The 15,078-nt window shown below is 47.8% G+C and carries 6 protein-coding genes; 5 read left to right on the top strand and 1 reads right to left on the bottom strand.

The window, feature by feature from the left end:
- The first annotated feature begins 7 nt into the window (after window positions 1-7).
- The 3 genes from CPIN_RS28995 to CPIN_RS28985 all read left to right on the top strand — a co-directional run bounded on the left by CPIN_RS28995 (window position 8) and on the right by CPIN_RS28985 (window position 12,406).
- On the top strand, window positions 8-9,691 hold the full coding sequence (locus tag CPIN_RS28995; protein WP_012793448.1) for an Ig-like domain-containing protein: 9,684 nt from the start codon (window positions 8-10) through the stop codon (window positions 9,689-9,691).
- Window positions 9,692-9,711: 20 nt separating this feature from the next.
- A complete protein-coding gene (locus tag CPIN_RS28990; protein WP_012793447.1) occupies window positions 9,712-10,635 on the top strand; it encodes a PorP/SprF family type IX secretion system membrane protein in 924 nt (307 codons plus the stop codon).
- A 181-nt stretch (window positions 10,636-10,816) separates the two neighbouring features.
- Window positions 10,817-12,406: a hypothetical protein gene (locus CPIN_RS28985; RefSeq protein ID WP_012793446.1), complete on the top strand. Its 1,590-nt coding sequence runs from the start codon at window positions 10,817-10,819 to the stop codon at window positions 12,404-12,406.
- 63 nt (window positions 12,407-12,469) lie between these two features.
- On the opposite strand, the gene CPIN_RS28980 is transcribed toward CPIN_RS28985, so the two are convergent.
- The gene (locus CPIN_RS28980; protein WP_012793445.1) at window positions 12,470-13,825 is read right to left on the bottom strand and encodes a right-handed parallel beta-helix repeat-containing protein; all 1,356 of its coding nucleotides are present in this window, start codon (window positions 13,823-13,825) and stop codon (window positions 12,470-12,472) included.
- A gap of 177 nt (window positions 13,826-14,002) precedes the next feature.
- On the opposite strand from CPIN_RS28980, the gene CPIN_RS28975 reads away from it, so the two are divergent.
- Window positions 14,003-14,464: an NUDIX hydrolase gene (locus tag CPIN_RS28975; RefSeq protein ID WP_012793444.1), complete on the top strand. Its 462-nt coding sequence runs from the start codon at window positions 14,003-14,005 to the stop codon at window positions 14,462-14,464.
- A gap of 140 nt (window positions 14,465-14,604) precedes the next feature.
- Complete coding sequence (locus CPIN_RS28970) at window positions 14,605-15,045, top strand: YbhB/YbcL family Raf kinase inhibitor-like protein (RefSeq protein WP_245552044.1); 441 nt, start codon at window positions 14,605-14,607, stop codon at window positions 15,043-15,045.
- Window positions 15,046-15,078 lie beyond the last annotated feature (33 nt).

The raw sequence follows: 15,078 nt of genomic DNA, 5'->3' as shown, positions 1-15,078 counted from the left end.
GTCTCATATGAGTGACACATTTACAAAAAGTATCGGCAGGCTACTGTTGGTACTATTCTTCATTTTAGCCGGTTCGTCGGGCTACGCTCAATACACGAAGAGCACGCTCCAGACCGGCTATGGCTTCACTGGAGTGACGAGCGACCAAAATGGCAACGTCTATGCCATCCGGTACAATACGACATCAAAGAAATATGATGTTGTAAAATACTTTGGCGGTACCAGTAGCGAACAGGTAATCTACTCAGGTCTGTTCCCTTCCTATAATGATCCTGATGATCCTGCTGCCGGGTTTATATCTCCTTATGGAATATGTGTAGACGCCATTGGTAACGTATTCGTTACCAATATGGATGTGACAATAGGCTGGGATGTCGTAAAACTGGCCTACCCCAGCTATTCGCCGACGCATATACTGGCCGGCAATTTTATTTCCGGTCTCACCAGCAATGCAGACAACGATCTGATTACACTGGAATACGATGGAACCAGTAATAACTATGTTGTAAAAAAGTATCCTTCAACAAACCTTACTGTAGGTGCAGGTGTTACTATTTACAACGGGCTTGTGCTTCCTTCAGGACTATCTACACGCTATCCCAGTTCGATGGCAGTGGATTCTCGTGGCAACATTTATGTCACGGATTTCACTGAAACAACTACTGAGGGACGTATCATAAAACTGAGAGCTCCTTTCTACGCAACTGATACCGTTTTTGCCGTAGGCAGAAAACCTATTGCTGTTAGTGTCGATGCATTTGACCGTCTGTACGCTATCGAATCCAGAAATCCGGCTACACCTACCGTAGCTGCTATCTACCAATATACAGACTCCTCATTCGCTTCATCTACCGCAGTTTACAGTAACCTGCACAATGGTGATCCAGACGTATCCTATCCTGGAGGCCTCGCAGTACTGGCAAGTGGCCAGATTTTCGCAGCCGATGGAACAGATCCTGAAATTGTGAAACTGACGCCAACGACGACGCAGATCATGGAGGTTAAAGGTCTGTCTGCCAATCCGACGCCAGCTACTTCGATCAACATCCAGATCACCTACAGTGGTGCAGTAAGCGGCGTAGCTACAAATGCTTTCTCGCTGACCACCACAGGTGTAACAGGCGCCAGCATTGCCAGCATCACTCCAATGGCGGAGCCTTACAAGTATACGGTGAACGTCAATACCGGTAGCGGTTCAGGTACGATCAAACTGGTTGCCAACGCCGGTAGTGTCACACCGCCAGTCACCAATGCACCAAAAGAAAGTGAGGTGTATATCATTGACAAAGACTCACCATCAGGCACTATCCTTATCAATGGCGGCGCTGCGTATACTAATAATACCAATGTAACGCTGACACTGACCGCTGCTGATGCAACCAGTGGAGTTGGTAATATGAGATTCCGGATCGATGGAGGTGCATTCACCACACCAGAACCTTTCGCTACTACCAAGAGCCTGACGATACCAGCAACAGAAGGCCCTCATACAATTGATTATGTAGTGGCCGACAAGGCTGGTAACGCCTTGCAAGCAAGTGCAACGATCACTTATGATGTGACGCCACCGCCGGCGCCTATTATCACAGCAGGTCCTCCGGCGCTGACCACTTCAACAACGGCTAACTTCACGTTTGCTGGTCAAACCGGCGCTACTTTCCAGGCATCCCTTGATGGTGGTCCATATAATGCAGCAACGAGTCCGTTCTCTCTTACCGGCCTCGCTGAGGGTGCACATACCCTCAGTGTAAAAGCGGTTGACCAGGCAGGCAACGTTTCTGCTACGGCAGCTACACATACATGGACAATCGATACGCAGGGACCAATAGTTACCGGCGTAACGGCTCCTAATCCAGCCTACTACAAAGCGGGTCAGGTCCTTACCTTCAAAGTGAAATACAATGAAGTTGTCAATGTGACTACCGCTGCAGGTACGCCTTATATCAATATCATTATCGGACTGGACGCAGTACAGGTACCATACCTGAGCGGCACAGGCACCGACGAACTGACCTTTACTTATACAGTACAGGCGGGTGAAACTGATATGGATGGCATCCAGATACAACCACTGGTACAAAACAACAGCGGCACAATCCGTGATGCCGCAGGTAACAATGCCTCTACTACACTGAATGGCATACCTGGCACAGGGAACGTACGGGTAAATACCTCTATTCCTTCTGCAACTATCACCAGTACTGCACCAGCAGTAGTGAATGCACCGTTTAATGCAACCATTAACTTCAGCGAATCAGTAACAGGTTTTGCACCAACTGACATTACTGTTGTGAATGGTGTAGTACAAGGGTTCACCCAGATCACCGGTAGTACTTATATCATTCAGATAGCACCATCTGTCGACGGAACAGTAAGTGTGACCGTACCGGCAGGCGCCGCTGACAATATCGGTGGTAACCCGAACACGGTGTCCAATATGCTTACCCGTACAGCTGATATGACCGCGCCAACGGTAACATCGGTAGATGTACCTGCGGATGCATACTACAAAGCAGGTCAGAACCTCGACTTCACCGTAAACTTCTCCGAAGCAGTGAGCGTCTCTGGTACGCCAACGCTCAGACTGAATATCGGTGGAACGGTAGTTTCAACCAGCTATCTCGGAAAATCTGCTACCAACAGCCTGCAATTCCGTTATACCGTTGTTGACGGTGATAATGACGCAGATGGTATCCAGGTGACCGCATTTGCACTGAATGGTGCAACGATCGCAGATCAGGCAAACAATAATGCCGACGTTACACTGAATGGTGTTGCCAGCACAGCCGACGTAAGAGTGAACACCAACAAGCCTTCTGTAACCCTGTCATCAGCAGTTACACTGGTGAATGGTTCCTTCGAAGTAACAGCCACCTTCAGCGAATATGTAACTGATGTTACAGAAAGCGACTTTGTTGTTACAAACGGCACGGCTTCCGATCTGGAAACGGCAGACAATATCACTTATACAATAACTATCTCGCCAAGCACAAATGGTGCAACCTCTGTTAATCTGCCTGCAGCTGCAGCAGTGAACATCGGTAACAACGCATCACTGGCATCTAATACAGTGTCTGTTACAGCAGACTTTACGCCTCCGGTAGTAACTTCTGTAACAATGCCAGCTAATGGTTATTACAAAGCGGGTACGACGCTCAACTTCACTGTTAACTACAGCGAGGTTGTTGACGTAACAACTACAGGTGGCATGCCATATATCGCTGTAAACTTGACCAGCGGTGTTGTACCGGCTACTTATAGCGGAGGTACAGGTACCACCGCATTGACCTTCTCCTACACTGTAGTTGATGGCGATGATGATATGGATGGTATCCAGCTGGGTGCCGGCGTATCACTTGGTGGTGGCGGTTCCATCCGGGACGCTGCGGGCAACAACGCGGTCAACGTACTAAACAGTGTTGGTAGCGGTAGCGGCGTGTTTGTAAACACTACACACCCGACCGTAACACTCACCAAAACGGCTACCAGTCCGACCAACGCACCATTCACTGTAACGGCAACATTCAGTGAAAACGTAACAGGTCTGACAGCAGGCGACTTCACTGCTACAAATGCAGGCGTCAGCAATCTGACCCCTGTCAGCGGCAGCACCTATACCGTACTGGTAACTCCAACTGCGGATGGTACTGTTTCTGTCACTTTACCGGTTGATGTTGCTGTAAACATCGGCGACAACGGTAACCAGGCTTCCAATACCCTCAGCCTCACTTACGATGTGACTGCTCCGGCAGTGGCTTCTGTAGCTGTTCCGGCAAATGGTTATTACAAAGCAGGTCAGACACTCAACTTCACCGTTAATTTTAACGAAGACATTACGATCAATACAACAGGTGGCAATCCAACCCTGAGTCTTACAATAGGTTCGACTAGCGTAAACGCTACTTATACCGGCACTAATGGCACAAATGGTCTGAACTTCAGTTACACTGTAGTAGCTGGCCAGCAGGATATGGACGGTATCGATGTAGATGATTTAACGCTTAATAGCGCGACCATTAAAGATGCAGCTGCCAACAATGCGGACCTGACACTGAACGGCATTGGTAACACGACCAATGTAAGAGTGAACACAACGCATCCGACAGTAACTCTGTCTACGGCTGCTGTTTCACCGATCAATGCACCGTTCAATGTGACAGTTACCTTCAGCGAAGCTGTAACAGGCTTAACTGCAAGCGACTTCACCACAACGAATGCCACTGTTGGTACACCAACAACTGCTGATAACATCACCTACACCGTACTGGTTACACCAGCCACGGATGGTGCAGTTAGCGTAAGCATTCCTGCTGATGCAACTGTAAATATCGGCGACAACGGTAACCAGGCTTCTAATACCGTAAGTGTCACTTACGATGCTACACAACCAGTTGTTACTTCCGTAACAGTACCGGTTGACGGGTATTATAATGTGGGTCGGATAATGGGCTTCATCGTAAGATTCAGTGAGAACATCAACATAAACACTGCTGGCGGTATCCCAACCCTCGGTCTCACAATTGGCTCAGCGACTGTAAATGCGACCTACATAAGTGCTGATGGCACAAATGGCATGTATTTCAGTTACATCGTTGCAGACGGCGACCTGGATATGAATGGTATCGAGGTAAATGGCCTTTCAATGAATGGCGCAGTTGTACGCGATGCGGCTACCAACAACGTAGACGTGACACTGCATAACGTAGGTAATACTACCGGCATATTTGTAAACACTACCAAAGCTACCGTTACACTGACAACACCTGCTACACTCGTGAACGCTCCGTTCACCGTAACAGCGACCTTCAGCGAAGCGGCAACATTTTTGGATGCAGCGGACTTCATCGTTACAAACGGTACAGCTTCCGCATTGCAGACTACCAACAATATTACTTACACAGTTACAATCACACCGGCGGCGGATGGCGCTGTGAACGTTCAGTTGCCGGCAAACGCTGCTGTAAACATTGGCAACAATGGTACACAGGCGTCCAACACACTGAATGTTACTTATGACGCTACCGCTCCGACAGTGACTTCCGTAACAGTTCCGGCAAATGGTACCTACAAAGCTGGCCAGGCGCTGAACTTCGTAGTTACCTTCAGCGAAGGCATCAACCTGAATACAACAGGTGGTACTCCTTCCATAAGCGTAACCATTGGTTCAACTACCGTACAGGCAACTTACAATGGTACCGCAGCTCCTAATGCACTTCGCTTCCAGTATCTGGTAGCACCTGGCAACCTGGATCTGAACGGTATCGAAGTAGGTACGCTGGCGCTGAACGGTAGTACTATTAAAGACGCAGCAACCAACGATGCAAACATCACACTGAATAGCATCGGTACCACTACCGGCGTATTAGTGGATGCAGTTGCTCCAACTGTTGCTTCCGTAAGCGTACCAGTGAATGGTTATTATAAAGCAGGTCAGACACTGAACTTCACCGTAAGATTCAGCGAAGACATCACCCTGAACACAACAGGTGGTAATCCAAGTCTTTCTCTGACAATCGGTGCTGCTACCGTAAATGCTACCTACACAGGTACAAACGGTACAGATGGTCTGAACTTCAGCTACACCGTAGTAACAGGTGATCAGGATATGGACGGTATCGCAGTAGGTACACTGACACTGAATGGTGCAACCATCCAGGATGCAGCCACCAACGATGCGAACCTGACACTGAATAACGTTGCTCCGACTACTGGCGTATTTGTAAATACGACCACCGCTACTGTGGTACTGACAGCTCCGGCTACACTCGTGAACGCTCCGTTCACTGTGACGGCTACCTTCAGCGAAGCGGTAACTGGTCTGACAACCGGCGACTTCACCGTTACAAATGGTACAGTTTCAGCTCTGCAGACTACAGACAATATCACTTATACGGTAACAGTTACACCAATTGCCGGTGGCGTTGTGACCGTTCAGTTACCGGCAGCAGCTGCTGTTAACATCGGCAACAACCCGACACAGGTGTCTAACACCCTGACGGTTACTTATGATGCAACCGCACCGGTTGTAACTGCCGTATCTGTTCCTGCCGACGCTTACTACAAAGCAGGCGACGTACTGAACTTCATTGTAAGATTCAGTGAAAATATCAATGTGAACACTACAGCTGGTAATCCTACCCTTGGTGTGATCATCGGTACTGCAACAGTACAGGCAACTTATACTGGTACCAACGGTTCTGACGGTCTGAACTTCAGCTATACAGTAGTTGACGGCGACATGGATATGGATGGTATCCAGGTAGGTACATTAGCATTGAATAGCGCAGTTATCAGAGACCTCGCAGGTAACAATGCGAACACTACGCTAAACAATGTCAATCCGACTAACAATGTGTTTGTGAACACGGCACATCCGACAGTAACCCTGTCTACTGCTGCTGCTGCACCAACCAATGCACCATTCACCGCTACTATCACTTTCAGTGAAGCAGTAAGTGGATTTGCAATCGGAGATGTGACTGCTACCAATGCAACCCTGAGCAGCTTACAGACTACCAACAACATCACCTTTACTGTACTGGTTACACCGGCAGCAGATGGTGCGGTAAGCCTGAATGTTCCGGCTGACGTAGCTACCAACATCGGTAACAACGGTAACCAGGCTTCTAATACCCTCAGCCTCACATACGATGCGACTGCTCCGGCGGTAACTTCCGTAACTGTTCCGGCAAATGGTTATTATAAAGCAGGTGACGTACTGAACTTCACGGTTCATTTCAACGAAAACATCATCGTCAACACAGCAGGCGGTACACCACAACTGAGCCTGACTATCGGTACAAGTACCGTAACTGCTGCCAACAGTACAAACGGTAGCAATAGTCTGAGCTTCAGCTACACTGTCGTAGATGGCGATCTGGATATGGACGGTGTTACCGTAGGCGCCCTGACGCTGAATGGCGCAAGCATTAAAGATGCTGCGACCAACAACGCGAACCTGGCGCTGAACGGTATCGCTCCTACCAATAATGTGTTTGTAAACACAGTTCACCCGACAGTGAATGTATCTACAACCGCCCCTGTATTAATCAATGCACCGTTCACCGCGACGATCGTCTTCAGCGAAGCTGTAACCGGCTTCACCGCTGCTGATGTTAACGCAACCAATGCAGCAGTAAGCAACCTGCAGACTACAGACAACATCACTTACACTGTACTGGTTACACCAGCGGCAGATGGTACGGTTGCTGTAAACGTTCCTGCGGACGTAGCTACCAACATCGGTAATAACGGTAACCAGGCTTCTAATACCATCAGCCTCACTTACGATGCAACTGCTCCGGTGGTAACATCCGTAACTGTACCAGCTGACGGTTACTACAAAGCAGGCGATGTACTGAACTTCACTGTTAAGTTCGGCGAAAACATCAACCTGAACACTACAGGAGGTAATCCTTATCTGACAATTGCTATCGGTGCTACGAATGTAAATGCAGCCTATACAGGTCTTGCAGGCACAGACGGACTGAACTTCAGCTATGCTGTAGTAGATGGTGATCAGGATATGGATGGTATCCAGCTGGGCGTACTGGCCATCAATGGTGCAACCATCAAAGATGCAGTAGGCAACAACGCTGATCTGAGTCTTCATAATGTAGGTAACACCAGCAATGTAAAAGTGAACACCACTCACGCTACCGTTGTACTGACTTCCGCTGCTACACTGGTGAACGCACCGTTCACTGCGACTGTAACATTCAGCGAAGCAGTAACCGGTCTGACGGCAGGTGACTTCACCGCTACGAATGCAGCTGTTTCCAACTTGCAGACTACCGACAACATCACTTACACCGCAACAGTTACACCTGCTGCGGATGGCGCTGTGACCGTTCAGTTACCGGCAGCTGCTGCTGTAAACATTGGCAACAATGCTACACAGGCTTCCAACACCCTGAACGTTACTTACGACGCTACTGCTCCTGTGGTAACTTCCGTGGCAGTTCCTGCGAATGGCTACTATAAAGCCGGCCAGACACTGGAATTCACGGTTAACTTCAACGAGGCGATCACCCTGAACACAACAGGTGGCACACCAGCCCTCAACATCACCATCGGTACGACCACCGTACAGGCAGCATATAACCGTGCTGCAGGTGCAAATGGTCTGATCTTCAGCTACACAGTACAACCAGGCCAGATGGATCTGGATGGGATCACTGTAGGTACGCTGACACTGAATGGTGGTACTATTAAAGATGCAGCTACCAACAACGCGAACCTGGCACTGAACAGCGTAGGTAACACTACCGGCGTGTTTGTTCATACCGCGTCTCCGTCAGTACAGCTGTCTACTAACGCTCCTGCCCGTACAAACGCACCATTCACCGTAACGATCGTGTTCAACGAAGCAGTAAGCGGTCTGGCAGCAGGTGACTTTAACATCACCAATGGTACAGGAGGTACCCTGTCTACTACAGACAACATCACTTATACCCTGCAGGTAACACCGGCTGCAGATGGTACCGTAACTATCCAGCTGCCTGCCGGTCAGGCCGTGAACGTAGTATCTAACGGTAACACTGCTTCCAACACACTGACCCTGACCTACGATGCGACCGCTCCGGTGATTACTTCCGGTCAGTCCTTCGATGTGATCGAAAGAAGTGCGGTGGGTACCCTGGTAGGTAAAGTGATCGCTACTGAAGCAGCAGGTACTTTACAGACCTGGACTATCGTAACAGATAATTCAAACGGCGCGTTCTCTATCGACGCAAACGGTAACGTACTGGTACTTGACCAGGCGAAACTGAATGCTAAAGTAAACAGCACCGTAACGCTGACGGTAACAGTGAGCGACGGACTGAATACCAGCGTAGCAGTACCGGTATCAATCAATGTGAAGGAAAAGAACCTGGCTCCGACCCTGGATCCGATCGGTAACGCGACTATCTGTCCTGAGGGATCCGTACACACGATCCAGCTGACAGGTGCATCTGCAACCGAGGCTTCACAGACTTATAGCTTCTCTATCATTACTGACAAACCAGGCAACTTCGATCAGCTGAGCGTAAGCGCAGCAGGCGTGGTTACCTACCAGCTGAAAACAAGTGCAAGCGGCACAGCCAAAGTAACTGTTACCATCAAAGACAACGGTGGTGTAGCAAATGGTGGTGTCGATACACTGCAACGCTCATTCAATATCACTGTGGCTACCCTGGGCCAGGTAACTATCACCAGCGATAAAGGTGCTACTATCTCCAAAGGAGATATCGTACACCTGACAGCAACCGGTGGTACTATCTTCAAATGGGATGATGCAGACGGTATTATCAGCGGACAGCAGAGCGCAGTACTGGAAGTAAGACCAATGGAGAACACTACTTATCACGTGACAGTAAGCAATGCTGCAGGCTGTAGCAATACCGCCGACTTCACCGTGAACGTAATAGCGGACTTCAAGGTGGATGCGACCAACCTCCTGACGCCAAATGGTGATGGTAAGAATGATAAATGGGTGATCCGTAATCTGGATAGCTATCCTGATAATGAAGTGAAGATCTTCGATCGCACAGGCCGTCTGTTATATACCCGCAGAAATTACAGCAATGACTGGGATGGTACATACAACGGTAGTCCGCTGGCAGAAGGTACTTACTACTATATCTTAACGATAGAAGGTGGTGCTAAAACAGCGAAAGGTTATATCACAATTATCAGAGACAGAAGATAACCCCCGTAACAACAAGTATTATGAGCTATAAACTTAAAATACGTTCGTTCATCGTCAGCAGCCTTTTATTGGCTGCTGGCATGAACCAACATGCTGATGCACAGTCTCTCAGTGATGCACAGGCATTGCTGGAGCCTTCAGGCACACAGTATTTTCAGAATCAGTACCTGGCAAACCCTGCTATGGCTGGTCTTGAAAAAGGAGTCCACTTCAACGGCGCTTACCGTCGTCAGTGGGGCGGTATCGAAGGAGCGCCGGTAACAAAGTTCTTCTCAGCAGACGCTGCCATGGGTAACAGGGTCGGCGCCGGTTTACACGTTTTCAACGATGTAGCTGGTCTGATCAACAGAACCCGTGTAGCGTTAACATATGCGTATCACCTGCCGCTGACAAATCCGGATCAGCAACTGCATTTCGGATTATCGCTGGCATGGAACGTACAGCGTATAGATTACAAAAACCTGAACGGAGATATAAACGATCCTTCCGTAGGCGCCTTTAACCGTCGCGATAACTATTTCGAGGCGGAATATGGTATGGCTTACACGGATACCAAACTGACTTTACAGGCATCCATTCCGAACGTGAGAAGTCTCTTCACAGGCGATAACAAAGCCGTAGATGGTGGTGGTATCTTCTTTACCGCTGCATCCTACCGGTTTGCCGTAGATGAGACGATTTCCTCTATCGAGCCTAAAGTATGCTATCGCGGTGTACGCGGATATGACAATATCCTGGACGCCGGCGTGAACGTATCTTTCCTGGATGATGTGGCTAACGTAATGGCCGTATATCATACTTCGAAAAGTCTGACAGCAGGTATTGGTGTTAACATTCTGAAAACCGTAGGTATACAGGCAATGTATACTACGCAGACAGGTGGTATCAAAACCTATGTTGATGGCACCTATGAAATAGGCGCAACTATCAACCTGTTCAAATAAGTAAGATTCAATGAAGAAGGCCGTCCGCCGTAAGGCAGACGGCCTTTTTTATGCCCGTACGGGAATAGGTATATTCCCCATTCTACTCAAGTAGAAGTACGGAATAATTGAGTAATCAACCTGAATAGTCTCCCAACCCCTCTGTTCCCCTTTATCTTCGCAGCACATAACCTAATATACCATGAAAACAAGATCCCTTTACCTGGCGATCGGCACGATGTTGTTATCTGCCTTTCAGCAGAGCAGTGCCCAGACTGTCAGCTACCAGGAGTTTACTGCTCCTGTTTACCGCTTTGCGGAGGACCAGCATTTCAGCGAACACAAAAAGATTTTCTACCTGGCAGACCTCGACAAAGGTTTACTGGAAAATCTGTTGAATTCTTCGGCCAATAAAGAAGCGGCTGTTGACCAGTTCCGCGTGAGTATCATGCAGGAACTGTCTAAATCAGGCATCCGGTCTACTGCCGATGCAGGCGACCTCACAGTGGCTTACCTGGTGGATAAAATGAGCATTTCTGCTGTTAGCAATGGCTTCAGCCTTGCCTATAATGTGGAAGGCATTATCAGGGAAGTGGTGATGAACAGGAAAGGAGAGCCTTATTTCAATAAAACACATAAGATCTCCGGACAGGAAACACTGGCTACTGCTGACCAGATTACCAATGATTTCACCAAACTGCTGGCTAATCCGAAATCAGTGGATGTCTACCGCATTGTATTTAAAAATGTGAGAAGACTGGCGGGCGATGCAGAGAAACGGTATGTGGATGGTTATCAGACACAGACCATCAATCTGCCTTTCATTGCCAAGGCGAAGAAGAAATACCCTGAATTCGTAGTGATCGATTCACTGAACGAGGCACTGATAAGTACCCTGAAAAAGAAGGAGACCACTGATTACAGCAATGTGATCAAACCTTTTGAGCAAAGCTTCCTGCAGATGGCGAATCAGCAATACCCTGCTGAGTACAATATCAAGCCGATCAAGGTGGCTGCTTACTCAGAGCTTTCTTTCCTGTATTATCTGGCCTATGATACCGCTAAACTGAGAGATGCGCTGGATACCCTGTATGCGAATTCCGGCAAATTCCTGGGTGTGAGAAGCGACTACGAGATCCGCGGTTCACTGACGAAAGAACTGAAAGGTTACTACGCTACCGCGAATGACCGTAAATATCCATTGGATTCTTCTTCCGGAGAGATCAGAAGCGATATGTTTTCTACGGAGAAGCTGTCTGAAGGGTGGGTACTGCTGTCCCAGGGCGATACTATCAAAGGCCGCTATATCGACGAGCATTTTAAAGGTTCTATCGTTGACCTGGATGCCGGTAAATATGTGAAATTTGAGATCATCGAAAAGGAGAAACCAAGACGTAAGAGCTATAAACTGTCTGAAGTAAATTCATTTGGTTTCCTGGGCAAGACATACGAGGTTCATAAATTCAAGCCGGTGTTCGAACAGAACAACTCGGTAAGCCTGGATATGATCCGTACCAAAAATTACCCTTTACAGGTGATTTACAGTTCTCCGAAGATCAGGATCCTGAAAGAGAATTTTGGAGAAGACGCGACTAATGCGATAGTGTTTATCCGTCCGAACGAAGAAGAGGTGGCAAACCAGGGACGTGACTGGTTTAAAAAGAGAGATGAAATGATGAAGGACTATTTCAAAGATTGTCCTGAAATGGTGGCAAAGCTTGGTAGCTATGACTTTAAAACAGAGGCCGCTTATATTAAGATGGCGGAAGATTATACAAAGAGTTGCAAGTAATTGCTGATCAGGCAGCCGGAGCATTCCGGCTGTCTTACCCTTATGCTGTATTGAAAAGAATGATTACTGTTTTCTGTAACCGGCTGTATTCACTGTGGATCCCTCCACCGGTTTATAATAGTTTTCGGCATTTAAACCTGCAGCTGCTACCGTAGCAAACTTCTTGTTTTCTTCTCCGCCGGTACCTTCTACCGCATCACCGCCTACTTCTACATATACATAGTTACGGCTGCCGATATTCATGCCGCCGTTAGGGGCGACAAAGACATTGGCATTGACGATCTGTTTGCCCTTCATACCGGTATACCCGTTGATACGAAGGCTATTTCCCTTCGTTCCTGCAATGGTATTGTTGACGATTTTTACGATGGCATTCTCCGTACCGCGCATGCTGATACCATCACTCTGGTTGTTGATGAAAAGGTTGTTGCTGATGACATGCGTTGCATTGTTCTCCCCGGAGCCATAGAACTGACACATTTCCCCCCAGCCGTCATGTACATAGTTGTCGTGGGTATTGGTGTTTGTCGTTCTGCCACCGATCAGGATACCGCCATTATGCGCAGCATTATGCTGCGTACCCCAGTTGGTCACTTCGTTATTATAGATCTCCAGTCCGTCGATAGCCGCCGTCTGGATACCATCCAGTCCGCTGTTCCTGACCAGGTTATTATAGATCTTCACATTGCGCCATTTGATCGGCTGCACATAATCATGCCCGGGCGTAAACTTGGAAGGAGAGTTGTAATAAGGCTGATTCAGCGTATGGTCCCAATAGGTTGCTGTATGACCGATATACATCGCTTCATTCTTTGTATCTGTGATCGTCAGGTCGTGAATAGAGAGATTTTTGATAAAGCTGTTGGGATAAGTGGTGCTGGCGTTTCCTTTTATAGGATCCGTTTTGGCAACGATGCCGTTTCCGCCGTTGCGGATGGTCAGGAAGCAGACTTCCATATTATCTGTCTTATTGCCCATATGCAGGTCGTGATAAGCCTCGCGGGCTGCCTGTACAGAACCGCTGATGATCAGCTGATTTCTGTCCGACATACTACCGAAACGAATGTAATGGCAGTTGTTGAACTCAAAGGCGACCGACCAGGCGCCGCCGTTCCAGTCAGGTTCTCCGACTTTGACAACAGAATTCTGGTAGTTACGGACAATAATAGGTTTCTTCTCCGTACCACTCATATTTGTGATAAATACGGATTTGAAATTTCCCTTCAGATTGAGAATATCTCCCGGTCTGTAGGTATTATTCCTGTTATCGATGACTAGTCTTCCATTTTTATCAGCGACCAGGGTATATTCTCTGGAAGCGGCTGATAACGTGTCGATAAGGGGCGTATAGTGTCTTGGCGTTAGTACTGTTTCTGAGGTGTAACTAAGGGCCAGAGCGAGAAAGGCTGCTACAATCATGAGAATTCTAAGTTAGCGTAATTTTTAATCTGATATACTGAGTCCTGTCTAAATAGTGCTGATTTCTCATGCAGTCGTGAATACCTGCTTCGTTATTAACATGATACGTGCTGGTCGTACAAAGTTATTTTATTATTACTTACGACCGGAATCAGAATTGCTATATTTATTTCAGAGATGGCAAAACAAAGCGCAGGTATCTTATTATATCGCCGGCAGGCTAAAAGGTTGGAAGTCTTTCTGGGGCATCCCGGCGGACCATTCTGGGCCAAAAAGGATCAGGGTAGCTGGTCTGTGCCCAAAGGAGAGTACCTGGAGGGGGAGGAGCCCTTACAAGCAGCCATCAGGGAGTTTGAGGAAGAGACCGGTTACCGTCCCGACGGCGATTTTATCCAGCTTACCACTATCCGTCAGAAAGGGCATAAAACGGTGCATTGCTGGGCTGTTGAAGGTGATCTCGACCCTGATAAGCTGGTCAGCAATGACTTTGAAATGGAATGGCCACCCCGTTCCGGTAAAATGAAATCGTTTCCTGAAATAGACCGGGGCGCCTGGTTTTCTGTTGAGATGGCCCGGAAAAAGATCCTGGAAAGACAAGCCGCTTTTATAGATGAGCTGGTACAACTGATTGATGAATAGTCTCTACAACATCTCCACAGTGTCAGCGTGAATGTAGCACGCATACCCCCCCTTAAGCGTTATTTATACACTATTTGCATCACCTGAATCTGGCTTGATTTTTTTGCTTCATGGGTATGGAAAACAATACAACAAAAACCTTGAAGATCTCAAGCAGTGCTTTCGATCATGAAGGTGTGATCCCTTCAAAGTATACATGTGAAGGAGAAGAAGTCAATCCACCCTTACAAATCGACCAGATTCCGCCTGAAACACAGACACTGGCTATCGTCATGGAAGATCCGGATGCGCCAAAGGGAACTTTTGATCACTGGTTGGTATGGAATATTCCTCCTGCTACGAATATCATTGGCGGAGACAGTGTACCGGGTATCTGCGGGAAGAATGGCGGCGGACAAACAGGTTACTACGGACCTTGTCCACCTTCCGGCGTACATCGTTATTATTTCTATGTGTATGCGCTGGATACGACACTCGACCTGGATGGCGGAGCAGATAAAGCAGCATTGAAAGCTGCAATAGAGGGGCATGTGATTGCGGAAGGCGTTTTAATGGGGAGGTATGAGAAGAAGGGACTTTAAACAATTAGAAATTAAGAATTAAGAATTAAGAAT

The organism is Chitinophaga pinensis DSM 2588, assembly GCF_000024005.1.
Taxonomy (GTDB): domain Bacteria; phylum Bacteroidota; class Bacteroidia; order Chitinophagales; family Chitinophagaceae; genus Chitinophaga; species Chitinophaga pinensis.
Note: the sequence above shows the minus strand (reverse complement) of the source record. Positions and strands in the feature narration are given on the sequence as shown.

Excerpts from the sequence above, each read along its gene's own strand:
- CPIN_RS28990 (WP_012793447.1), top strand. The coding sequence starts at position 9,712 with ATGAGCTATAAACTTAAAATACGTTCGTTCATCGTCAGCAGCCTTTTA.
- CPIN_RS28995 (WP_012793448.1), top strand. The coding sequence starts at position 8 with ATGAGTGACACATTTACAAAAAGTATCGGCAGGCTACTGTTGGTACTA.
- CPIN_RS28980 (WP_012793445.1), bottom strand. The coding sequence starts at position 13,825 with ATGATTGTAGCAGCCTTTCTCGCTCTGGCCCTTAGTTACACCTCAGAA.
- CPIN_RS28975 (WP_012793444.1), top strand. The coding sequence starts at position 14,003 with ATGGCAAAACAAAGCGCAGGTATCTTATTATATCGCCGGCAGGCTAAA.
- CPIN_RS28985 (WP_012793446.1), top strand. The coding sequence starts at position 10,817 with ATGAAAACAAGATCCCTTTACCTGGCGATCGGCACGATGTTGTTATCT.